This is a genomic window from Streptomyces sp. NPDC007905, assembly GCF_042959345.1.
Classification (GTDB): Bacteria; Actinomycetota; Actinomycetes; order Streptomycetales; family Streptomycetaceae; genus Streptomyces.
On record NZ_JBIBKS010000008.1, the window covers coordinates 148,908 to 170,215 of the forward strand.

A 21,308-nucleotide genomic window follows, 5' to 3' on the forward strand; every position below is an offset into this window, starting at 1 on the left:
TCACATTCGGGGTGGATTTGTCCGCGAGTGTGCACGTCGATCAGTTTCACAACTGTCTTCCGGGCGCGCATGTTGACGGTCCGAATGATGTAAGGGGGCCTGAGCCGGGCCGGGGGCCCGACCGGGGGTGGTCCGGAGCACCCTTCCAGGTCATGTAGAGTTTTCCTGTCAGTAGGCGCCGCTAGCTCAGTTGGTTAGAGCAGCTGACTCTTAATCAGCGGGTCCGGGGTTCGAGTCCCTGGCGGCGCACAATGACGATGGCGAGCCACGTCCGCGAGAAGCGCGGAGCAGGCTCGCCATCTCTGTTTTTCGCGCGGATACGCCTCGCGCGGTGGAGCTTCGCCCCCCGCCGGGACCCGGCCTCTCGTGCCGACGAGGGGCCTGTGCCCTGTTTGGCCGGATACCCTCTGGCCATGGCAGCCCGGGACCTTCAAGAGCGGATCAAGAAGCTCATCATCGACCGACGGCTGCCCTCGGGCGCGCCGCTGCCCACCGAGCCCGAGCTGATGGAGTTCCTCGGGGCGAGCCGGAACTCGGTGCGCGAGGCCCTGAAGGCGCTGCAGGCGATGGGCATCGTCGAGATCAGGCACGGGTTCGGGACCTATGTCGGCTCGATGTCGTTCGCACCCATGATCGACGGACTCGCTTTCCGCACGGTCGCCGGGCACTACCGGGGCGAGGACTCACTGCTCCAGTTGCTGGAACTGCGCGAGGCCGTCGAGACGGGACTCGTCTCGCGGCTGGCCGGGCGGCTTCCGGAGGCGGACCTCGTTGAACTGGACGCCCTCGTGAACCGTATGGAACGGGAGGCCGCAGAGGGATGCGGCCTCGCCGAGACCGACCGCGCGTTTCACGCCACCCTCTACCGGGGGCTGGACAACGTGCTGCTGAGCGAGGTGCTGGAGGCGTTCTGGGACGCCTTCCACCGCGTCCAGCGGGACCTGGTGGACCTGCCCCAGGACCCGCGGGTCACCTGCCGGCAGCACCGCGAGATCCTGGACGCCGTCCGGTCCGGCGATTCCGTACGGGCGGAGGAGGCCATAAGGGATCACTTCGGCAACATCCGTGCCCGCCTCTCCCCCACCGGCGCATCCGAGCCTCCGGAGCACCACCCGCGCCACAATGAACAGGTTTGACCGGTAAACAGCGCGTTTCACGTCTTGCGATCATGCGCGGCGTCGTAGAACCCTTGGTTGTCCATGAAGCCGCGCCCTGGCGGCACTTGGGGGAGATCAAGCGGTTGCGGACCGGCGGGGAGGGGGCCCCGTCATGAACCGGTGCCGAGGGGGGCATCATGCAACCGGAAGGTCGCAGTCCCGTGTCTATAGGTGAGCAAGGCGTGGGGACCGTGATCCACCACTGACCCGCCCGTGACGGCCGAGGGGACCCCGTCCGGGTGGGAAGACCGATGAACACGCGATGACTCGCGTGTGGGGGGAATGACTCATGACGTCGACGCCGAAGGGCGCCCGGCAGAGCCACGAACAGCACAACGACCCGTCAGAGACCACCCAGCTGCGTGCGGTGACGCACCGGACCGGCCAGTTCCGCCGGATCAGGAAGAGCCTGCCGAGATACGACTACGAGCACTACAGCCGACTCGCGGGTCCCCTCACCCAGCCCGACCCGGACAAGCCGTACCAGGTGCAGTACCGGTCACTGCTCTCACAGGAGCCGCACCGCATACGCGCCGCGCTCATGCTGGGCGCGGCCCCGGTGCTGTCCCTGGTCCTGCTGTTCTGGCTGCTCCAGCCGGAGCACTGGACCGAACGCGACTACCCTGCCTACGACTTCCTGCCGGCGCTGGACGTCGTCATGCTGGTCTCGATCGGCCTGATCGAGTTCTTCCGCTGCATGAACGTGCTGTCCAACGCGCACGCCACCCTGGTCGCCCGCGACCCGGTCCCGGTCGTGCCCGAGGCCGGCACCCGTGTCGCCTTCCTCACCTCCTTCGTGCCCGGCAAGGAGCCGCTGGAGATGGTGACGAAGACCCTGGAGGCGGCGGTCAAGCTGCGCCACCGGGGCCTGATGCACGTGTGGCTGCTGGACGAGGGCGACGACCCGGCCGTCAAGGAGGTCTGCGCCCGGCTCGGCGTGCACCACTTCTCCCGCAAGGGCGTCGCCAGGTGGAACCAGCCCAAGGGCCCGCACCGCGCCAAGACCAAGCACGGCAACTACAACGCCTGGCTGGAGGCGCACGGCGACAGTTACGACTTCTTCGCCTCCGTCGACACCGACCACGTGCCGCTGCCCAACTACCTGGAGCGGATGCTCGGTTACTTCCGCGACCCGGACGTCGGCTTCGTCATCGGCCCGCAGGTCTACGGCAACTACGACACGTTCGTCACCAAGGCCGCCGAGTCGCAGCAGTTCCTCTTCCACGCCCTGATCCAGCGGGCCGGCAACCGCTACGGCGCCCCCATGTTCGTGGGCACGTCGAACGCGGTGCGCATCAGCGCCCTCAAGCAGATCGGCGGCCTGTACGACTCGATCACCGAGGACATGGCCACCGGGTTCGAGATGCACCGCGCCAAGAACCCGGCCACCGGCCGCAAGTGGAAGTCCGTCTACACCCCGGACGTACTCGCCGTCGGTGAAGGGCCCAACGCCTGGACCGACTTCTTCACCCAGCAGCTGCGCTGGTCCCGGGGCACGTACGAGACGATCCTCAAGCAGTACTGGAAGGGCTTCTTCACGCTGCCGCCCGGCAAGCTCTTCAACTACACGATGATGATCATCTTCTATCCGATGTCCGCCCTCAACTGGATCCTGGCGGCACTGAGTTGCGCGCTGTTCCTGGGCCTTGGCGCCTCGGGTGTGAACATCGACCCGACCGTGTGGCTGATGCTGTACGGGAACGCCTCCGCGCTCCAGATCGGCCTGTACATCTGGAACCGGCGGCACAACGTCTCCCCGCACGAGCCGGAGGGATCGGGCGGTGTCGCGGGCATGGTGATGTCGGCCCTCTCCGCGCCGATCTACGCCCGCTCGCTGATGGACGCGGTGCTGCGCCGCAAGAGCAAGTTCGTGGTGACCCCGAAGGGCGAATCGGCCAGCCCTGACACGCTGTTCGGGACGTTCCGGATCCACTGGTTCTTCATCCTGGTCTTCGCCGGGTCGCTGGTCGCCGGGTTCGTCTTCGGGCACTCCCACCCCGCGATGATCACCTGGGCGGTCTTCGCCCTGCTGATCACCGCCTCTCCGATCTTCGCCTGGCGGTACTCGCTGCGGCAGGAGAAGAAGCAGCCCCGGCGCGCGGCGGGTTCAGGGGCGCCCGCCGCGGCGGGTGCGCCCGCGCCGGCCGTGGCGGAGCCGCAGGACGCGGTGCCCGCGCGTTACGCGGCCCGCGCGCCGCACGCCCCGCAGCAGCGGCCCACCTGGGCCGCCTCGCCCGGACGTCCGGGCGGTCCGGGCGGCAGCCCGGCCGGGGAAAGCGACCAGACCATGCAGATCGCCCTTGGTGGACTTGGGGGACGTAAGGAATGAAGGACCAGGCCGGCCGCCGCCGTGCTCGTCGACTCGCGATAGGCACGGCGGTGGTACTCGCGCTGGCCGGGATGAACGGGCCGTGGCTGTACCGCTTCAGCACCGAGCAGTATCACCAGTACAAGATCAACAAGCCGGAGTACAAAGCAGCCAACGGCCACTGGGACATCATCCAGTTCCCCCCGGAGTACCGCCAGGACACCATCCACGCGGCACTCCTGCACACCGGCAAGGTGCTGCTGGTCGCCGGCTCGGGCAACAACCAGGACAACTTCAACGCCAAGAAGTTCGACACCCGGATCTGGGACCCGGTCAAGGGCACGATCAAGAAGATCCCCACGCCCACCGACCTGTTCTGCACCGGCCACACCCAGCTGGCCAACGGCAACCTGCTGATCGCCGGCGGGACGAAGCGGTACGAGAAGCTGAAGGGTGACGTCACCAAGGCCGGCGGCCTGATGATCGTCCACAACGAGAACCCGGACAAACCGATCACGCTGCCCGCGGGCACGAAGTTCACCGGCAAGTCCAACGGCAGGACGTTCGTCTCCAAGGACCCGGTGCTCGTGCCACGCGCGAAGAAGGTCTTCGACCCGAGGACCGGCGCGTTCCTGCGCAACGACCCGGGTCTGGGCCGCATCTACGTCGAGGCGCAGCGCAGCGGCGCCAAGTACGAGACCGGTACCCAGGACAACTACCGGATCCAGGGGCTGACCGGTGCCGACGCCCGTAACACGTACGGCATCGCGCAGAAGCTCGCCCTCGACAAGAAGGACTTCCAGGGCATCCGCGACGCCTACGAGTTCGATCCGGTCGCCGAGCGGTACATCAAGGTCGACCCGATGAACGAGGCCCGCTGGTACCCGACGCTCACGACCCTGTCGGACGGCAGGATCCTCAGCGTCTCAGGGCTGGACGACATCGGTCAGCTGGTCCCCGGCAAGAACGAGATCTTCGACCCCAAGACCAAGAAGTGGACGTACACGAAGAAGCTCCGGCAGTTCCCGACGTATCCGGCGCTGTTCCTGATGCAGAACGGGAAGATCTTCTACTCGGGGTCCAATGCGGGGTACGGTCCGGACAACGTGGGCCGGAAGCCCGGCATCTGGGACGTCGACACCAACAAGTTCACCAAGCTGCCCGGTCTCGGTGACGCCAACGTGCTGGAGACGTCCGCAACGGTGCTGCTGCCTCCGGCCCAGAACGAGAAGTTCATGGTGGTCGGTGGTGGCGGGGTCGGCGAGTCGAAGCTGTCCAGCAAGAAGACCCGGCTGATCGACCTGAAGGCGAAGCATCCGCGGTTCGTCGACGGGCCCGACCTGGAGAAGGGGACCCGGTATCCGCAGTCCTCGATCCTGCCCGACGACACCGTGCTGGTGTCCGGCGGCTCGGAGGACTACCGGGGGCGCGGCGCCTCCAACATCCTGCAGGCGCGGCTCTACCACCCGGACAGCAACAGCTTCACGCAGGTCGCCGATCCGCTGGTGGGGCGGAACTACCACTCCGGGTCGATTCTGCTGCCCGACGGGCGGGTGATGTTCTTCGGGTCCGACTCGCTGTACGCGGACAAGGCGAACACGAAGCCGGGGAAGTTCGAGCAGCGGATCGAGATCTATACGCCGCCCTATCTGTACCGGGGTTCCCGGCCCACGTTGAGCGGGGGGCCGCGGACCATTGCTCGCGGTGGGTCCGGGACCTTCACTTCGCAGCATGCGTCGAGCATCAAGAAGATGCGGTTGATCCGGCCGAGCGCGTCCACGCATGTGACGGATGTGGATCAGCGGTCGATCGCGCTGGATTTCAAGACGTCCGGGGACAAGATCACGGTGACGGTGCCGAAGAACCGGAATCTGGTGCAGTCGGGGTGGTACATGCTGTTCGCGGACGACGATCAGGGGACGCCGAGCAAGGCCCAGTGGGTGAAAGTGCCCTAGCGGAACGGTGGGGAACTGCGCCAGTTCGGCGGCCGCGGGCTCGTCGTGGCCTGTCGCGCAGTTCCCCGCGCCCCTACGGGGTTGACGCCTCCGCCAGCTTCAAGGCGTAGGTCGGCCACCACTGGCCTGCCTTCGGGCCTCCCTTGCAGGTGCCGTCCGACTCGCCCGGGCGCTTCACCCACAGGTAGGCGTCCACCGAGGGGTCCGCCGTCTTCGTGGTCGGGGCTTCTCCCAGGGCCCTGCCGGGCGGGTTGCACCACCGCTCGGCCGGCTGTCCGGCCGTGTACGGGCCCTTGCCGTTCCTGCTCGTGTCGATGACGAAGTGCTTGTTGCCGACCTTCGCCGAGAGCTGTTTGCCGTAGGCGATGGAGTCCTGGGTGGAGTAGAAGTTGGCGACGTTGACGGCGAAGCCGTCGGCCTGGTCGATGCCGGCCAATCGGAGGGGCTGGAAGATCTGGTCGGGATGGCCCCAGCCGGCGTTGCCCGCGTCCAGGTAGACCCTGGTGTTCTTCAGGGACTTGAGCTTGGCGACGGCGCCCTTGAGGAGGTCGTAGCGCTCCTCGTGGAACTCGTCCGGGGTGCAGCCGTCGACGAGGTGGAGTACGGCGTCGGGTTCGAGGACGACGGTGGCGGCGCGGTCGCCGATGCCCCGGGCGATGCCGTCGATCCAGGCGCGGTAGGCGTTGCCGTCGGCCGCGCCGCCCTGGGAGTACTGGCCGCAGTCGCGGTGCGGGATGTTGTAGAGGACGAGCAGGGCCGTGCGGTCGGACTTCTCGGCGGCCTCGGTGAAGCCGCGGGCCTCCTTCTCGGGGTTCTCCGGGCCGATCCACTCCCCCACCGGCTGCTCGGCGATCTTGCGGATCTGCTCGGCCTCGGTCTTCTCGCCGGACTTCTCGTAGGCGGCGACCTGGCGGGCCGCGTTACCGTCCGGGTTCACCCAGAAGGGGTCGGCGGCCTTGGGCTGTTGGGTGATCCTGGCGCCCGGACCGGCCGCCCCGTCCCCGTCTGCGGAGGAGCACCCGGCGAGCAGCAGTGCCGCCCCCAGCACCACCGCGGACGCCCGTGCCCGTGCCTGAGTCCGGGCCCCCCTGGTGTCGTACATGCGATTCCCCCCTGGGCGCATCGTTCCGAGTGCCAATCGTGGCATACCGACCGTGCCGGTCACGAGGTCGCGCGGGGGTCACGGCCCGGTGCCGGTGAGGTACGCCGAGACCACCACGTTGGCCGTGTAGCTGCGGCTGGTCCGGTCGAAGGTGCCGCCGCAGGTGATCAGGCGGAGTTCGGCGCGGCCCGGCGTGCGCGGGCCGTAGGCCGCACCCGCGTCGAAGTCGTCGCGGGGCAGGACGCGGACGTCGTCGATGGTGAAGTGGGCGACCTTGCCGTCCGCGCGGACCACCCGGACCGTCTCGCCCGGCTTCAGGGTGCTGATCTTGTAGAAGACGGCGGGCCGGGTCTCGGTGTCGACGTGGCCCACCATCAGCGCGGCCCCCGCAGCGCCGGGCGTGGTCCCGGAGCGGTACCAGCCGACCACTCCCGGCTGGTCGAACGGCGGCGGGTCGACGGCGCCCCGGCCGTCCAGGCCCCGGGCGACGACCGGGGCCTGCACACCGAGTTGGGGGATGTCGACGCGCAACGGGAGCGCGGCACCGAGCGGCTTGGCCGCGGGCGGCAGCGGGACCCTTTCGCGGCCCAGTCCGGCCACGTCACCCGTGGTGGGGCCGGCCGGGCTCTCGGGCACGTCGGTCACGCCGCGGCCCCACAGCCACAGCCCGAGCAGCAGGACCGCCCAGGCCAGGCAGGTGGTCAGGCGCCCGGTCCCGGGGCTGCGCCCGTGCTCGTCGGACATGGCCGCGGCGCTCAGTCCGTGCCGCGGCTCCGCCGGGCCCCGCGCGAGCCGACGGCGGCCGCGGCGATCCCGGCGAGGGCGAGGCCGGTCACCGCCTGGACGGTGTCGGGGCCGGACCCGCTGGTGGCCACCGTGGCGAAGTGCGCGGTGCCGCCGCCGCCCGCGTGGACCGGGGCGACGGGTGAGGCGGCCGTGTTGGGGGCGGTGTCCTGCCCGGTGGACTGCCCGGAGGACCTGTCGACGACGGTGATCGTGCCGGTCATCACCACGCCCGCGCAGCTGATGCGCACGCCGTAGGCGCCCGGCTCGAGCGAGGAGCGGACGCGGGTCTCGCCGCCCATGGAGCCCTGACTGCCGGTCAGCCGTGCGTCGGAGACGAAGGCGGCCGAGGCGGCGGTGGCCTGCGCTCCGGTGCAGCCGCGCACCCGCAGGGACACGTCGTCGCCCGGAGCCGGGGAGGCCGGGGTCACGGTGATTCCACGGCCGTCGTCGGCCGCGTACGCCGCCGGGGTGAGGGCGGCGACGGCGAGAATCCCTGTGCAGAGAGTGAGGCGTAGTGAGCCCATCGTGAACCTCCAGATACTGGGAGGCTCCCCCGTAAGGCGCGCCTCCGCATCCTCGGGAGGCGCGCGCTTACTCCATACGGGTGGGACGGGGTTTGGAAAAGCCTGCTCAGACGAGATCGACCAGGTCCGCGATGGACTCGGCGACCTGGGAGGGGCGGAAGGGGTAGCGGTCGACGTCCTTCGGCTGGGTGACGCCGGACAGCACCAGGAAGGTGCGCATCCCGGCCTCCAGGCCCGCGAGGACGTCGGTGTCCATGCGGTCGCCGATCATCGCGGAGGTCTCCGAGTGGGCGCCGATCGCGTTGAGCCCGGCCCGCATCATCAGCGGGTTGGGCTTGCCGACGAAGTACGGCTTCTTACCGGTCGCGGCGGTGATCAGGGCGGCCACCGAGCCGGTCGCGGGCAGGTCGCCCTCGGCGGACGGGCCGACGTTGTCGGGGTTGGTGGCGATGAACCGGGCACCGTTGTTGATCAGGCGCACGGCCTTGGTCAGGGCCTCGAAGCTGTAGGTGCGGGTCTCTCCGAGGATCACGAAGTCGGGCTCGTGGTCGGTGAGGATGTAGCCGATGTCGTGCAGCGCGGTGGTCAGGCCGGCCTCGCCGATGACGTAGGCGCTGCCGCCGGGCCGCTGGTCGTCCAGGAACTGGGCGGTGGCCAGGGCGGAGGTCCAGATGTTGTCGACCGGCACGTCCAGGCCCATCCGGCGCAACCGGGCGTGCAGATCACGGGCGGTATAGATGGAATTGTTGGTGAGCACCAGGAAGGGCCGCCCCGAGTCGCGCAGCTTCTTCAGGAAGGCGTCGGCGCCGGGAATCGGGACACCCTCGTGGATCAGGACGCCGTCCATGTCGGTGAGCCACGACTCGATGGGCTTGCGGTCTGCCATGTGCTTGCGTCTCCAGGCGTGCGTGCGGGCAAGAAGCAGGGGCGCCGGAACCACGGCGTACCGACGGCCACCAGCCTAATCAGGACCGCCGGATCTCGACCCCGGTCAGCTTCCGGTTGCCGGCTTCCCGTACTCGACGTCGCGGGTGGGTACTGCCGGACGACGTCTTCGCTTTCGAGGGCGACCGTGACGGAGGGCCGACGTCCTCGCCTTCGAGGGCGACCGCGACGGACAGGCCGACGTCCTCGCCTTCGAGGGCGACCGCGACGGACAGGCCGACGTCCTCGCCTTCGAGGGCGACCGCGACCGACAGGCCGACGTCCTCGCCTTCGTGGGCGACCGCGACGGAGCCGAAGCGGATGCCCCTGTCACCGGGCTCCCGTGAGCGGGGCGGGCAGGCCGGCGACGGAGTCCAGCGCGTGAGTGGCGCCGGCGGCGCGGAACGCGTCGCGGCCCGCGGGCGCCCGCGGCGAGGCCCAGCCCGCGACCAGGCCCCGCCCACGACCGGATCCCCTCGGGCGCGTACGCCACTGAGCACGTCGTGGGAGGTGTTGCCGACGACAGCTTCTCGACGTGGTCGGCGGAGCCGGGCTCGACGCCCGGTTCGGCGGCCGCCGTCGAAGGCGCGCTCGACCAGGCCCGCCGTCGGCGACGACGGTGCCGGCCAGGTCGAGGACGACGAGACGGGACGCGGGGGCGCGGGGGCGCGGGACGGTGCGCCTGTCCGGCCGCCGTACGGCGATCCGGGCCTCAGCGGCGCCGGCGCGCCAGCAGGAACGCGCCTCCGCCGACGGCGAGGAGCGCGGTGATGGCCGCGAGCAGCCCGTGCGCGAGCCCGAGTCCGGTACGGGCGAGTTCCCGGGCCCGCTCTCCCGCTTCCTGGGCCTCCTGGGCGAACGGGAGGGAGGTGTCACCCGGGTCGGCACCGATCGAGGTGGCCTGGGGAGTACCGGCCGGGCTGGCCTCCGTGGCTCCCGGGTCCTCCGTACCCCGTGGATCTGCCGTACTCCGTGGGTCCTCCGTACCCCGTGGATCTGCCGTACTCCGTGGGTCCTCCGTACCCCGGGGATCCGCCGTACCCCGTGGATCTGCCGTACTCCGTGGGTCCTCCGTACCTCTCGGATCCGCCGTACTCCGTGGGTCCTCGGTACCCCGGGGATCCGCCGGATCCTCCGTCCCCTGCTGGTCCCCACCCGCCACGTCCTCCCCGATCCCGAAGCGGTAGGGGTTGGACTCGCCGACCCAGTCACCGTCCTCGCCCCGGCGCTGGACGACGGCGGCGTTGGCGGTGACCTGGTCCGGTACGGCGTCGGAGGCGAGGGAGAGCCTGACTTTGACGGTGACGGTCTTCCCGGGCGCCACGGTGAACCCGTCGAACCCCTCCGCGTCGAGGACGCCGACCAGTTCCTGCTCGTCGGTGGTCTCGAAGGTGACGGGCCGGGCGCGGGAGCCGTCGTAGAAGTCCAGCTCGGCCTGGGACGGCTTCAGGGCGCGCTTGTCGTCGGTGAGGACGACGACCGGGTGGATGTCGGTACAGCTCTGTCGGGTGGTGTTGGTGAGGTCGATGTACCAGGTGCCGTAGCCTCCGCCGGCCTCGTAGGAGGCGGGTCCGCCGTGGATGTGGGTGGCCAGTGGAAAGGCACGGTCGCCGGGGGCCGCGCAGGAGGGGGTCGCGTCCGCGTGGGCGGCTTCCGACGACACCGGGACGAGAGCGGCGGCTGCGGCAAGGCAGAGGGACAGGGACGTGCACAGTCGCATGAACACATGACCATGCCGGGTGGTGGCCAGGGGCGGCGGGTGCCACTCCGGGGGCGGCGGGAAGTCCGCTCGATCAGCCGAGCTGTCAGGGACCGCAGACGCGCTGGGCCTGGGACGCCGTCGAGTCGCGCCGGGCCTCGGCCGCCGCGAGCACCTGCCGTTGGGAGGCGTCCGGGTGCCCTCCCTCGGCAATGATCTGTTGCAGCTGGCCCTTCAAGGCCTCGTAGCCGTGTTCTGCCCGGTCGGCGGCGGCCAGGGCCCTGGCACACGCGCCCTGGGCGGGGTCGGGCGCGCCATACGCCACCGAGGCGAGCGCGAGGAGGACCGCGGTGCCGGCCGCGATCGCCGGCAGACGTATGGACACCATGGGAAACCTCCGGTCTGCGAGAGAGGGACAGGGCGATCAGGGGGACACGGGCGGGTCAGGACGAGAGCACGACCCGTCGGCCGCTGTCGCCCGTGTTCAGGCACTCCTGGTAGGGGTTGGGGTCGCCTTGCCGTTCCTGGCAGGTCCATGTGGCTCCACCCGCGCGAACGTGGACGGATGCGTCTCCCGGGCCGTGCCGCACCTCGGTGTAGGCGGCCGCCACCCGCAGAGCGGTGGCACACGGCACGTTCGGTGCGGCCGACACACCGAGCCCGGAGGCTCCGTCCACTCCGCAGAACCGGGCGGACTCCGGGGCGGCAGGCACGTCGGCGAACGTCCGAACCGGCATGAAGAGACCCAGCGCGACGGCCCCCAACAGGCCGGCGGCCGCCCTCACCTTGATCGTATGCACCCCACCACTCCCTTCACTCACCCACACCAGTCACTTCTGCCCCCGAGTCCCCACTCGGTCACAGCTCATCCGACCCGGACGGACACGACCGGGGGGCAGTGGGGCACATGTGGCGGCGCGCATCCCAGCCACGCAGCTACGGGCAGACGTACCCCCTGAGACGGCACACGCCACGCAGCCACAGGCAGACACACCCCACCGAGGCAACACACCCCACCCAGCCACAGGCAGACGTACCCCCACGCGCAGCCACAGGCAGACGTACCCCCACGCAGCTGCGGGCAGTCGTGCCGCTGGGGCGGCACGGGTGGGCGCAGCGGCACCCCGCCGGCGCGGGCAAGCACCCCAACCCCCGCCCAGCCCCAGCCAACAGAACCCCAAAGCCACCTAGCCCCAGCCCCAGCCCCAGCCCACAGAGCCCCTCAGCCGGCCGGCCCCAGCCAACGCCCCCCAACCCCCCGGAACCCCTCAGCCACTCACCCCCGCCAACAAGTCACCCGGCACCCGCCGGAGGCACCCTCACACCCCCGCCCGCCCGAACAGCGGAGCCAACAGCAACTGCGCGGCCCCCTCCGCCACCACCCGCTCCCCGCCGGGAGCCACCCGCACCGGAACCGCCCCGCCGGGCACCCCCTCCCGCCGGGCCCGGGCATCGAGCACCTCGGCAACGCCCCGGACGAAAGCCTCCGGTGCCGCGCCAACAGTGCGCCCCCCGAGCAGCACCAGGTCGATGTCCAGCAACCCCACCAGATTCCCGGCCCCCACCCCAAGCACCCGCGCGGCCTCCCCCACCTCTCCCCGCCCCACAGCCCCGAGGCACAACACCTCCACGCACCCCCGGTTCCCGCACTCGCACGCCGGTCCGTCCAGCTGGAGCACCTGGTGCCCGAACTCCCCGGCCCCGGTGCGCGCCCCCCGGTGCACGTGCCCGCCGATCACCAACCCCGCCCCCAGCCCCGTACCGAGATGCAGGTACGCGAAGGACCCGCCCTCACCGCCCACCGCCAGCCCCAGCGCGGCAGCGTTCGTGTCCTTGTCCACCACGACCGGCACCCCCAGCCGCTCGGCCAGCGCGTCCCGCAGCGGAAAGCCGTCCCACTCGGGGAACCCGGTGACCCGGTGCAGCACCCCGCGCGCGTGATCGAGCGGACCGGGCAGGGCGATTCCGACACCGAGCAGCGAACCGACGCCGGAGAGCCCCCCACCCCCCAGCACGTCCGCCACCAGCCCCTCCACCGCAGCGGCCACGACGCCCAGCACGGCCTCCGCCCCCGCCCCCAGATCCAGTGCCCGGCGCCGCTCCCCGACCACGGCCCCGTCGAGATCCACCAGCACGGCCCGCAGCTCATCCCGGTCCAGATGCACCCCCACCGCGTGCCCGGCCTCCGGCACCAGCCGCAGCACGGTGCGCGGCTTGCCCCCGGTGGACGCCCGCCGTCCGGCCTCCGCCGCGAGCCCCTCCTCGCGCAGCCGTGCGGTGATCTTGCTGACGGCCTGCGGGGTCAGCCCGGTCCGCTCGGCCAGCTCAAGACGGCTGATGCCGTCCGCCCCCGCCGCCCGCAGCAGATCCAGCACCAGCGCGGTGTTGTGACTGCGCACCGCGAACAGATTCGCCCCTACGGCCCCACCGCTCTTCGTCCTGTTCACGCCACCCATTCTCCCCACCGCTTGCACTTTGGCAACAGCGTTGCGAAAGTAGGACGCATGACTGGTACCCCCCTCCGCGTCGGCCTGATCGGCTACGGCCTCGCAGGCTCCGTCTTCCACGCCCCGCTGATCGCCGCCACCGAGGGCCTCGCGCTGGACACGGTGGTCACCTCGAACCCCGAGCGGCAGGAGCAGGCCCGCGCCGAGTTCCCGGACGTGCGCGTCGCCGGCACCCCCGAGGAGCTTTTCGACCGCGCCGACGAGCTGGACCTGATCGTCATCGCCTCCCCGAACAGGACGCACGTCCCCCTCGCCACCGCCGCCCTGAAGGCGGGCCTGCCGGTGGTCGTGGACAAGCCGGTCGCGGGCACGGCCGCCGAGGCGCGCGAGCTGGCGGCTCTCGCCGAGGAGCGGGGCCTCCTCCTCTCGGTCTTCCAGAACCGCCGCTGGGACAACGACTTCCTGACCCTCCGCAAGCTGCTGGAGGAGGGCGAACTGGGCGACGTCTGGCGCTTCGAGTCCCGCTTCGAGCGCTGGCGCCCGCAGCCGAAGGGCGGCTGGCGCGAGTCCGGCGACCCCGCAGAGATCGGAGGTCTGCTCTACGACCTCGGCAGCCATGTCGTCGATCAGGCCCTGGTCCTGTTCGGACCGGCCACCGAGGTGTACGCCGAGACGGACATCCGCCGGCCCGGCGCCGAGACCGACGACGACACCTTCATCGCGCTCACCCACGCGAACGGCGTCCGCTCCCACCTCTACGTCTCCGCCACCACGGCCCAGCTCGGCCCGCGCTTCCGGGTCCTGGGCTCGCGGGCGGGCTATGTGAAGCACGGCCTGGATCCGCAGGAGGCGGCCCTGCGGGAAGGGCTGCGACCCGGCCCCGCCTGGGGCACGGAACCCGAGTCCCTGTGGGGCCGGCTCGGCGCCGGAGAGTCCCCGCTGACCGGCGGCGGCCGCCCCGTACCGACCCTCCCCGGCGACTACCCCGCCTACTACGCGGCCGTGGCCGCGGCCCTGACCGGCACCGGATCCAACCCGGTGACCGCGCTGGAGGCGGCCTCGGCCCTCGACGTACTGGAGGCGGCCCGCCGGTCCGCCCGCGACAAGGTGACGGTGACCCTCTGATGCACCACCCGCAGATCACCCCGAAGTTCGCCCCCGAGATCACCCCGAGCGTGGAGGAGCTGGAGGCGCAGGAACGCCGTCTGGTCTTCCGCCGGTTCACGTACGACGACGCCTGGGCCCTGGGCTCCCTGCTGGTCGAGCTGGCGCGGGAGCGCCAGGCCCCGGTCGCCATCGACATCCACCGCGCCGGCCAGCAGCTCTTCCACGCGGCCTTGCCCGGCTCCACCCCCGACAACGACGCCTGGATCGCCCGCAAGCGACGGGTGGTGGAGCGCTACGGCGCCTCCTCCTACCTGGTCGGCGCCCGCTTCCGTGCCAAGGGCACGACGTTCGAGGAGTCCTCCCGCCTGGATCCGGACACCTACGCCGCCCACGGCGGCTCCTTCCCGATCCACGTCGAGAACGCGGGTGTCATCGGCACGGTGACGGTCTCCGGTCTGCCGCAACTCCAGGACCACAGGTTCGTGGTGGAGGCGCTGGAACAGTTCCTGGGCGAATAGGGCTTGTCAGCCCGTCCGCGGGATTACCGCGCGGCTCCCTCCGGTTGGGGTCTACGTGCACGACGATCACGGCACCACACCCACCCGGAAGGAAGGGACCCGATGAGCGAGTCGACGAGCAGCGCGCGCACCCTCAAGGAGACGATCGGCCGGTACGGCGTCTGGAGCGTGGGGCTCCGTTCGGAGGACCCGGCCCGGCGCGGCGACATCGCCGAGGCCGCCGCGGAGCTGGAACAGCTCGGGTACGGGGCCGCCTGGCTGGGCGGCAGCAGCGCCGCCCGGCACGCCGTCCCGCTCCTCGAAGCGACGTCCCGTCTGGTCGTCGGCACGAGCATCCAGAGCATCTGGCAGTACGAGAGCGAGGAGAGCGCGGCCGGTTTCGCCGAGGTGGAGTCGGCCCATCCCGGCCGTTTCCTGCTCGGCCTCGGCGTGAGCCACGCCAAGCTCGCGGACCAGTACCGGCGCCCGTACTCCGCCCTGGTCGCCTACCTCGACGCGCTGGACGCGGCCGGTGTCCCGGCCGGGCGCCGGGTGCTGGCGGCCCTCGGCCCCAGGACCCTGGAGCTGTCCCGCGACCGGGCGGCGGGCGCGATCCCCTACCTCGTCACCTGCGAGCACACCGCCCAAGCCCGCGAGATCCTGGGCGCAGAGCCGCTGCTGGCGCCGGAGTTCGCGGTCGTCCCGAAGAGCGACCCGTCCGCCGCCCGCGCCCTGGCCCGCGAGCACCTCGCGATGTACCTCACCCTCCCCAACTACACCAACAGCTTCCTGCGCCTCGGCTTCACCGAGGACGACCTGACCGGCGGCGGCAGCGACCGCCTGATCGACGCGCTGTACGCCTGGGGCGACGAGAACCGGATCCGGGACCGCGTCAACGCCTTCCACGAGGCGGGCGCGGACCACGTGGCGATCCAGGTGGTGACGGGCGGCCCCCGAGACACCCTTCCCCGGGAGGAATGGCGCCGCCTGGCCGCCCTTTTGGAGGCGTAGCCGACAAGGGGGCACGGGGAACTGCGCGACCAACCGCGAACCACCCGCGGCCGACCACCCATCCGCAATTCCCCGGCGCTCTCGGCGGAGCCCTAGGCGTCCTTCAGCTCCTGCCGCTGCCGCCCCAGGCCCTCGACCTCCAGCTCCACCACGTCCCCGGCCCGCAGGAACGGCTTCGGCTCGGGCTGGCCCAGCGCGACTCCGGCGGGCGTGCCGGTGTTGATGACATCCCCGGGGTACAGCGTCATGAACTGGCTGACGTACCGCACCACTTCCCCCACGGGGAAGATCTGCTCGGCCGTGGTCCCGTCCTGCTTCAGCTCGCCGTTGACCCACAGCTTCAGCGAGAGCCGCTGGGGATCGGGAACCTCGTCGGCTGTCACCAGCCAGGGCCCCAGCGGGTTGAACGTCTCGCAGTTCTTCCCCTTGTCCCAGGTACCGCCGCGCTCGATCTGGAACTCACGCTCGGACACGTCGTGCGCCACCGCGTACCCGGCGACGTGCGCGAGCCCCTCCTCGGCCGACTCCAGGTAGCGGGCCGTGCGCCCGATGACGACGGCCAACTCCACCTCCCAGTCGGTCTTGCTGGATCCGCGCGGCACCAGCACGGTGTCGTTCGGCCCGACGACGGTGTCCGCGGCCTTGAAGAAGATCACGGGCTCGGCGGGCGGCTCGGCCCCCGTCTCGCGGGCGTGGTCGTGGTAGTTGAGCCCGATGCACACGATCTTGCCGATCCGCCCGAGCGGGGGCCCGATCCGGAGGCCCGTCGCGTCCAGCGCGGGCAGTTCACCGGCCTCGGCCGCCGCCCGTACCCGGCCGAGCGCGCCGTCGTCGGCGAGCAGCGCCCCGTCGATGTCGTCCACGATCCCGGACAGGTCCCGGAGGGTCCCGTCGGTGTCGAGCAACGCGGGTCGCTCCGCCCCTGCCGTACCGACTCGCAGCAGCTTCATGGTCACCATCTCCCTCGATCGCGGGCGCCCGGCCGATGGGTGCAGCCATCGGAGGGCTGGTCGATCCTCCAAACCGCTGGTCCACTCCGCAAGACCCTGTTCACGCCCTGGACCGTAACCGGCGCCTGTTCAGCGGTAGAGCGCCGCCCGCTCCAGCGCGCTCCACGTCGTACTGGTGACGACGTACAGCGCGGCCGCGAGCGGCACCACCGCGACGGTGACGAGCGTGAAGAAGGACATGAACGGCATGACCTTGTTGACCGCGCCGAGCCCCGGCACCTGCTCCCCTCCGCCGGCCGGCGTGACCGTGAGCGGGTTCTTTTCCATCATCAGCTTGGTGCGCCGGTAGTTGAAGGCGGCGACGGCCGCGACGAGGGCGAAGAGCGCGAGGTAGACGATTCCGGCCGCCCCGAAGATCCCGCCGCCGGCGAGTGCGTCGGCCCAGCGCCCGCCGAGCGGCGCGGCGAACAGCCGGTGCCCCAGCAGCCCGTTGGCCTCGCCGCCGATCGAGGAGTTGGAGAAGAGGTGGTAGAGGAGGAAGAAGGCGGGCAGTTGCAGCAGGCTGGGCAGACAGCCGGAGAGCGGCGAGACCTTCTCCTGTGCGTGCAGTTCCAGCACCGCCTTCTGCAGCCGCTCGCGGTCCTCGGCGTGCTTCTCGCGCAGCTCGGCGATTCTCGGCTGAAGTGCGGCCCGGGCGCGCTGGCCGCGGGCGGCGGCCCGGGACAGCGGATGCACGAGGAGCCGTACGAGCGCGGTGAACAGGACGATCGCGGCGGCGGCCGCGGAGGCGTGGAAGAGCGGCTGGAGCAGGTCGGCGAGCTGCTCGACCAGGCGTGCGAAAACGGACATGGGTGGACCCTTCATGGCGGGTGCGTCGTGCCGGTGGTGGGAGAGGCCATGTGACGGGACATGGCAGGGCGGCATGACGACCCGCGCGGGGGTCACGTATCGCTGATGGCCGGTGCCCTACGCGCGGGTCGTCGCGAGGGCGTGTCCGGGTGCCCGGGGCCGGGGGCGTCCCGAGGCGTCGGGGTCGCGCTGCGGCAGGAAGGCCGTACGCCGGGCCCGGTCGCGTATCGCCGTACGGACCCGGGTGGGTGGGACGGCGGGCGCGGAGCGGGCGGCGATGAGCGAGCAGGCGGCGAACGCGGAGCCGGCGGCGGTGGTCGCGGCGAGCGCGACGGTGGTGGAGAGGCTGCCGGTGTCGAGGAGCGCGGCCTGGAGCAGGAGTACGTTCACCAGGAGCAGCAGCAGAGCGGCGGGACGCGCGACGGCGACGCGACTGCGGACCATTGCCTCCCCCTCCAGCTCACCGGTGCTTCTGTTCTCCTGCGCCTTTGTCATACCGGATCGATCTCCAGGGACTCAAACAGCCGCTTCGGCTTGAGCAGCGCCCTGCTGACCGGGTCCGCCGGATCGGGATCGAGTCCCGGGCCCGGCACCATGACAACGTCCGCGGGGGCGCGACGGTTCCGCACACGGGACATTCGCCGTACGGCCCGAGTTCGCTGCCGCACTCCGCGTGCCGGAAGAACCGCGGCTGAGTCTCCTGGAAGTGCTCGCGGCCCCACCGCGCGAGGGCCCGCAGCGATCGGGGCGGTGCTGCCGGTGGCCGCGCGAGCGGGCGCCAGGACTCCCCTCCCCGAGGCCGCGCGTGAAGGACTCCCCTACCCCCGAGGCCGCATCGACACCAGCTTCCCCCACACCGCCATCCGGTACCGCGAGGTGAACGCGGGGGTGCAGGTGGTGAGGGTGATGTATTGACGTGCTCCCTGGCCTAAAGTCCGGGGATTCCGGCCTGGGTCGTCTGACCCTTCCGGGGGCTTCCTGCTTCACCGCGCTGTGCGGGCACGTGTGCCCGTCTTACCGGCACTCCACAGGCGTTTGGCGTCTCCGCCCGTCCGGCGGCGACGATACGGCGTCCTTCGAAGAGGACGTTGCGTGCTGCGTTGTGGTCGCGGTCGTGCACGGTGGCGCACTCGCCGCACGTCCACTCGCGGATGTGCAGGGGCTTGGGTCCGTCCCGGAACCCGCAGGCCGAACAGACCTGTGAGGACGGGAAAGCGCGGTCTGCCTTGGCGAAGGTGCGGCCGTGCCTGACTGCCTTGTACTCCAGCATGCCGACGAACGCGGACCATCCCGCGTCGTGCACGGACTTGGCGAGCCGGGTGCGGCCGAGGCCGGACACCGCGAGGTCTTCCACGTACACCGCTTGGTTGTCGCGAATGATCTGTGTGGAAGCCTTGTGATGCCAGTCCCGGCGCCGGTCCGCCACCTTGGCGTGCTGGCGTGCGACCTTGATACGGGCCTTGGCCCGGCTCTTCGATCCCTTGGCCTTGCGGGACAGCTCCCGCTGAAGGCGTCTGAGTTTCTTCTCCGCCCGGCGTAGGAAGCGGGGGCTGTCGATCTTTCGGCCGTCCGAGAGGACGGCGAAGGCGGACAGGCCGAGGTCGATACCGGTTTCCGCTTCCACCTCGGGCAGGACGTCCGGCTCGGTGTCCACGACGAAGCTGAGGAAGTACCGGCCGGAGCTGTCCTTGGTGACGGTCAAAGACGTGGGAGCGGACGAAAGCCGACGGGACCACTTCACCTTGAGACTGCCGATCTTGGCCACGTACACCGTGCCGTTGTCCTGAAGGGAGAAGGCGTTGGTGTTGAGGCGGATCGACTGCCGGGTGTCCTTCTTCGATTTGTACCGGGGCGGGCCTACCTTGCGGCCCTGCCGCTTGCCCCTGGCCGAGTCGAAGAAGTTTTTGTAGGCGGTGTCCAGGTCCCGCAGGGACTGTTGCAGGACGACCGCCGACACGTCGGTGAGCCAGGCGCGTTCCTCGGTGCGCTTGGCCTGGGTGATGCGAAGCCGGGACAACTCGGCCGACTTCACGTACGGCAGTCCTGCCGTGTGCGCTTCCTTCCGGTCGCGCAGGCAGTCGTTCCACACCACGCGGGCGCACCCGAACGCACGTGCCAGAGCACGGCGTTGGGAGGCATCCGGGTAGGCCCGGTAGTTGTAGCGGAGCCGCACACCCAAGATCCTACGAGAATTGGTCTCATGGAGGGGCAGAATGACTAGAGGCGTGGCAGACATGTGGTTTCGGCGATGCATGTGCACTTGGTCTTCGTGACGAAGTACCGGCGCGGGGTGTTCGACGGCGAGATGCTGACGCGCTGCGAAGAGATCATGCGCAAGGTCTGCGAGGTCTTCGAAGCGGAGCTGAAGGAGTTCAACGGCGAACGCGATCACGTCCACCTCCTGGTGCATTACCCGCCCAAGGTCGCCGTCTCGAAACTGGTCAACAGCCTCAAGGGCGTTTCTGCCAGCCGGATACGGCAGGAGTTCACCGGCCGGATCAACCGCGCCATCATGCACGGCCACCTGTGGTCGCCCTCGTACTTCTCCGCATCGTGCGGCGGAGCACCGTTGTCAATCGTCCGCCAGTACATCGAGCAGCAAAAACGTCCGCTCTAAGATGCACGTCAGAGCAGCCCTGAGATGCATTCATCCCCGGCGCGAACGCCAGGGCTTTCTGCAAGAGCCCCGGTAACCCGGCTCGTCGTACCCGTACCCCGGCCGGACGAGGGAGCGCGGCACGGCCCGTAGGACACCGGAGTCGCGGGCGGACGTCCGCGGCAGGATCTTGTCGACCACGTACGTGTACGTCGCCGCCTTCGTCTCGACCTCGACGGTGTCCCCGGGACGGAGCCGCGGGAGATACCGGAAGGGCTCACCGTGGGTGTTCCGGTGCCCGGCGAGCGCGAAGCTCCCCGCCCGGCCCGGCTGCTGGGTGCCGGGGTAGTGGCCGACGTACCCCTTGTTGAGCACATCCGGCTTGCTCACACCCTCGGCGACGGGAACGCGGAGCCGCAGCCGGGGGATGGTGAGGATGGCGTACGCCTGGGAGTGGCGGGGCCGGCCGGAGGCGAGGACGGGCGGGTACGACCGCTGCCGCCCGCTCCGGGGAGCCTTGGTCGCCGTGGACGGGGACGAGGCCGACGTGGAGGGCGTACCGCCTGAAGCCGGGGCTCCCCCATCTCCACTCCCCCACTGCCTCTCCAGGGCCTCCACCTTCCGCGCGGCCCCCTGCCGTGCCTCCCGGTTGGTCCACCACAGCTGATGCACGACGAGCAGCATGAGGACGACCCCGACGGTGACGAGCGCCTCGGCCGAGCCCCACAGCCCCCGCCGCCACCTCGCCCGCCTTCGCCGATCCCGGTGCTGCACTACCCGCATCCGCACACCCACCTCCCACAGGAGCGGCCCGCACGATAGGGCGGGAGACTCCAACTCACCAGTGCCGCAAGGGGTCTCGGTGCCTGCATCCTTCGACATCGGTTTCCTCAACGGGCAACCTCCTCTACGACTTCCGCCGGCTGCACCCCACGGCGTGGGTCTACTGGCAGGTGCTGGACCCCGGCTCAGGCTGGGCGGTGATCGCCTACGACGCGAACACCCTCCAGCCGGGCGCAATCCAGACCAAGTACTACGTAACGGCACAGTTCAGCTGCCACATCCGCCCGGGAATGACGATCCTCGACACAGGAGTGAGTGACGCGGCAGCGGCCCTGGACAAGCCGTCGACACGCCTGGTGATCGTGGCGGCGAACACATCCTCGTCCGCCCGGACCCTGACCTTCGACCTCTCCCGTTTCACGACGGCGACGGGCGGGACGGGCGGCCTGGTCCCCCGCTGGAACACGCTGACGACCGGCGGCTCGGACCTCTACACACCCCACTCGGACACCCACCTGTCCGGCAGGACGCCGGCCGTTCCCTTCGCGGCGAAGTCGGTACAGACACTGCAAGTGGACGGCGCGACGGTCTAGGTGCTTCCGGGGGGACACTG

General features: G+C 70.5%; 21 protein-coding genes, 1 tRNA gene and 2 pseudogenes. 9 read left to right on the forward strand and 15 right to left on the reverse strand.

Features of this window, described 5'->3' with window-relative positions:
- The first annotated feature begins 175 nt into the window (after nucleotides 1-175).
- From ACFZDC_RS16400 to ACFZDC_RS16415, 4 genes are all read left to right on the forward strand, one after another.
- Nucleotides 176-249, forward strand: a tRNA-Lys gene (locus tag ACFZDC_RS16400).
- Nucleotides 250-413: 164 nt separating this feature from the next.
- Complete coding sequence (locus tag ACFZDC_RS16405; protein ID WP_391324292.1) at nucleotides 414-1,136, forward strand: FCD domain-containing protein; 723 nt, start codon at nucleotides 414-416, stop codon at nucleotides 1,134-1,136.
- Between the two features lie 310 nt (nucleotides 1,137-1,446).
- A complete protein-coding gene (locus tag ACFZDC_RS16410) occupies nucleotides 1,447-3,486 on the forward strand; it encodes a glycosyltransferase family 2 protein (RefSeq protein ID WP_391324294.1) in 2,040 nt (679 codons plus the stop codon).
- Nucleotides 3,483-5,420 carry a galactose oxidase-like domain-containing protein gene (locus ACFZDC_RS16415; protein ID WP_391324296.1) on the forward strand — a complete coding sequence of 646 codons (1,938 nt, stop codon included), beginning with the start codon at nucleotides 3,483-3,485 and terminating at the stop codon, nucleotides 5,418-5,420. The genes ACFZDC_RS16410 and ACFZDC_RS16415 overlap by 4 nt, the downstream gene beginning before the upstream one ends.
- A gap of 73 nt (nucleotides 5,421-5,493) precedes the next feature.
- Here ACFZDC_RS16415 and ACFZDC_RS16420 read toward each other — a convergent pair whose 3' ends face one another.
- From ACFZDC_RS16420 to ACFZDC_RS16460, 9 genes are all read right to left on the reverse strand, one after another.
- On the reverse strand, nucleotides 5,494-6,522 hold the full coding sequence (locus tag ACFZDC_RS16420; protein ID WP_391324298.1) for a glycoside hydrolase family 6 protein: 1,029 nt from the start codon (nucleotides 6,520-6,522) through the stop codon (nucleotides 5,494-5,496).
- Nucleotides 6,523-6,600: 78 nt separating this feature from the next.
- The gene (locus ACFZDC_RS16425) at nucleotides 6,601-7,266 is read right to left on the reverse strand and encodes a class F sortase (protein ID WP_391324300.1); all 666 of its coding nucleotides are present in this window, start codon (nucleotides 7,264-7,266) and stop codon (nucleotides 6,601-6,603) included.
- Between the two features lie 11 nt (nucleotides 7,267-7,277).
- Nucleotides 7,278-7,832 carry a hypothetical protein gene (locus ACFZDC_RS16430; protein ID WP_391324302.1) on the reverse strand — a complete coding sequence of 185 codons (555 nt, stop codon included), beginning with the start codon at nucleotides 7,830-7,832 and terminating at the stop codon, nucleotides 7,278-7,280.
- A 106-nt stretch (nucleotides 7,833-7,938) separates the two neighbouring features.
- Nucleotides 7,939-8,718, reverse strand: coding sequence for an HAD-IIA family hydrolase (locus tag ACFZDC_RS16435; RefSeq protein WP_391324303.1), 780 nt, complete (start codon nucleotides 8,716-8,718; stop codon nucleotides 7,939-7,941).
- A 79-nt stretch (nucleotides 8,719-8,797) separates the two neighbouring features.
- Nucleotides 8,798-9,220, reverse strand: coding sequence for a hypothetical protein (locus tag ACFZDC_RS16440; RefSeq protein WP_391324305.1), 423 nt, complete (start codon nucleotides 9,218-9,220; stop codon nucleotides 8,798-8,800).
- Between the two features lie 248 nt (nucleotides 9,221-9,468).
- Nucleotides 9,469-10,476: a hypothetical protein gene (locus ACFZDC_RS16445; RefSeq protein WP_391324307.1), complete on the reverse strand. Its 1,008-nt coding sequence runs from the start codon at nucleotides 10,474-10,476 to the stop codon at nucleotides 9,469-9,471.
- Nucleotides 10,477-10,561: 85 nt separating this feature from the next.
- Nucleotides 10,562-10,843 (reverse strand): hypothetical protein, encoded by a 282-nt coding sequence (locus ACFZDC_RS16450; protein ID WP_391324308.1) that lies wholly within the window; start codon nucleotides 10,841-10,843, stop codon nucleotides 10,562-10,564.
- A gap of 55 nt (nucleotides 10,844-10,898) precedes the next feature.
- Nucleotides 10,899-11,255, reverse strand: coding sequence for a hypothetical protein (locus tag ACFZDC_RS16455; protein ID WP_391324310.1), 357 nt, complete (start codon nucleotides 11,253-11,255; stop codon nucleotides 10,899-10,901).
- Nucleotides 11,256-11,774: 519 nt separating this feature from the next.
- On the reverse strand, nucleotides 11,775-12,911 hold the full coding sequence (locus ACFZDC_RS16460; protein ID WP_391324312.1) for an ROK family protein: 1,137 nt from the start codon (nucleotides 12,909-12,911) through the stop codon (nucleotides 11,775-11,777).
- Between the two features lie 48 nt (nucleotides 12,912-12,959).
- Here ACFZDC_RS16460 and ACFZDC_RS16465 point away from each other — a divergent pair, with 48 nt between their 5' ends.
- The 3 genes from ACFZDC_RS16465 to ACFZDC_RS16475 all read left to right on the forward strand — a co-directional run bounded on the left by ACFZDC_RS16465 (nucleotide 12,960) and on the right by ACFZDC_RS16475 (nucleotide 15,517).
- Entirely contained in the window at nucleotides 12,960-14,027 is a 1,068-nt protein-coding gene (locus tag ACFZDC_RS16465) for a Gfo/Idh/MocA family oxidoreductase (protein ID WP_391324314.1), read from the forward strand.
- Nucleotides 14,027-14,527, forward strand: coding sequence for a heme-degrading domain-containing protein (locus tag ACFZDC_RS16470; RefSeq protein ID WP_391324316.1), 501 nt, complete (start codon nucleotides 14,027-14,029; stop codon nucleotides 14,525-14,527). Before ACFZDC_RS16465 ends, ACFZDC_RS16470 begins: the two co-directional genes overlap by 1 nt.
- A gap of 102 nt (nucleotides 14,528-14,629) precedes the next feature.
- Nucleotides 14,630-15,517 carry a TIGR03620 family F420-dependent LLM class oxidoreductase gene (locus ACFZDC_RS16475; protein WP_391324318.1) on the forward strand — a complete coding sequence of 296 codons (888 nt, stop codon included), beginning with the start codon at nucleotides 14,630-14,632 and terminating at the stop codon, nucleotides 15,515-15,517.
- Between the two features lie 92 nt (nucleotides 15,518-15,609).
- On the opposite strand, the gene ACFZDC_RS16480 is transcribed toward ACFZDC_RS16475, so the two are convergent.
- From ACFZDC_RS16480 to ACFZDC_RS16500, 5 genes and pseudogenes are all read right to left on the reverse strand, one after another.
- A complete protein-coding gene (locus ACFZDC_RS16480) occupies nucleotides 15,610-16,467 on the reverse strand; it encodes a fumarylacetoacetate hydrolase family protein (RefSeq protein WP_391324319.1) in 858 nt (285 codons plus the stop codon).
- A 129-nt stretch (nucleotides 16,468-16,596) separates the two neighbouring features.
- A complete protein-coding gene (locus ACFZDC_RS16485; protein ID WP_391324321.1) occupies nucleotides 16,597-17,316 on the reverse strand; it encodes a membrane protein insertase YidC in 720 nt (239 codons plus the stop codon).
- A gap of 117 nt (nucleotides 17,317-17,433) precedes the next feature.
- Nucleotides 17,434-17,760 (reverse strand): DUF6412 domain-containing protein, encoded by a 327-nt coding sequence (locus ACFZDC_RS16490; protein WP_391324553.1) that lies wholly within the window; start codon nucleotides 17,758-17,760, stop codon nucleotides 17,434-17,436.
- Nucleotides 17,761-17,807: 47 nt separating this feature from the next.
- Nucleotides 17,808-18,058: pseudogene (locus ACFZDC_RS16495) on the reverse strand (transcriptional regulator); the annotation flags it as partial.
- 186 nt (nucleotides 18,059-18,244) lie between these two features.
- Nucleotides 18,245-19,489, reverse strand: a complete 1,245-nt coding sequence (locus ACFZDC_RS16500; protein WP_391324323.1) for an RNA-guided endonuclease TnpB family protein — start codon at nucleotides 19,487-19,489, stop codon at nucleotides 18,245-18,247.
- 63 nt (nucleotides 19,490-19,552) lie between these two features.
- On the opposite strand from ACFZDC_RS16500, the gene tnpA reads away from it, so the two are divergent.
- The gene (gene tnpA / locus ACFZDC_RS16505) at nucleotides 19,553-19,933 is read left to right on the forward strand and encodes an IS200/IS605 family transposase (RefSeq protein ID WP_391324324.1); all 381 of its coding nucleotides are present in this window, start codon (nucleotides 19,553-19,555) and stop codon (nucleotides 19,931-19,933) included.
- Between the two features lie 30 nt (nucleotides 19,934-19,963).
- On the opposite strand, the gene ACFZDC_RS16510 is transcribed toward tnpA, so the two are convergent.
- Nucleotides 19,964-20,701 (reverse strand): class E sortase, encoded by a 738-nt coding sequence (locus ACFZDC_RS16510; protein ID WP_391324326.1) that lies wholly within the window; start codon nucleotides 20,699-20,701, stop codon nucleotides 19,964-19,966.
- A 107-nt stretch (nucleotides 20,702-20,808) separates the two neighbouring features.
- Here ACFZDC_RS16510 and ACFZDC_RS16515 point away from each other — a divergent pair.
- Nucleotides 20,809-21,288: pseudogene (locus ACFZDC_RS16515) on the forward strand (beta-1,6-galactanase); the annotation flags it as partial.
- Nucleotides 21,289-21,308 lie beyond the last annotated feature (20 nt).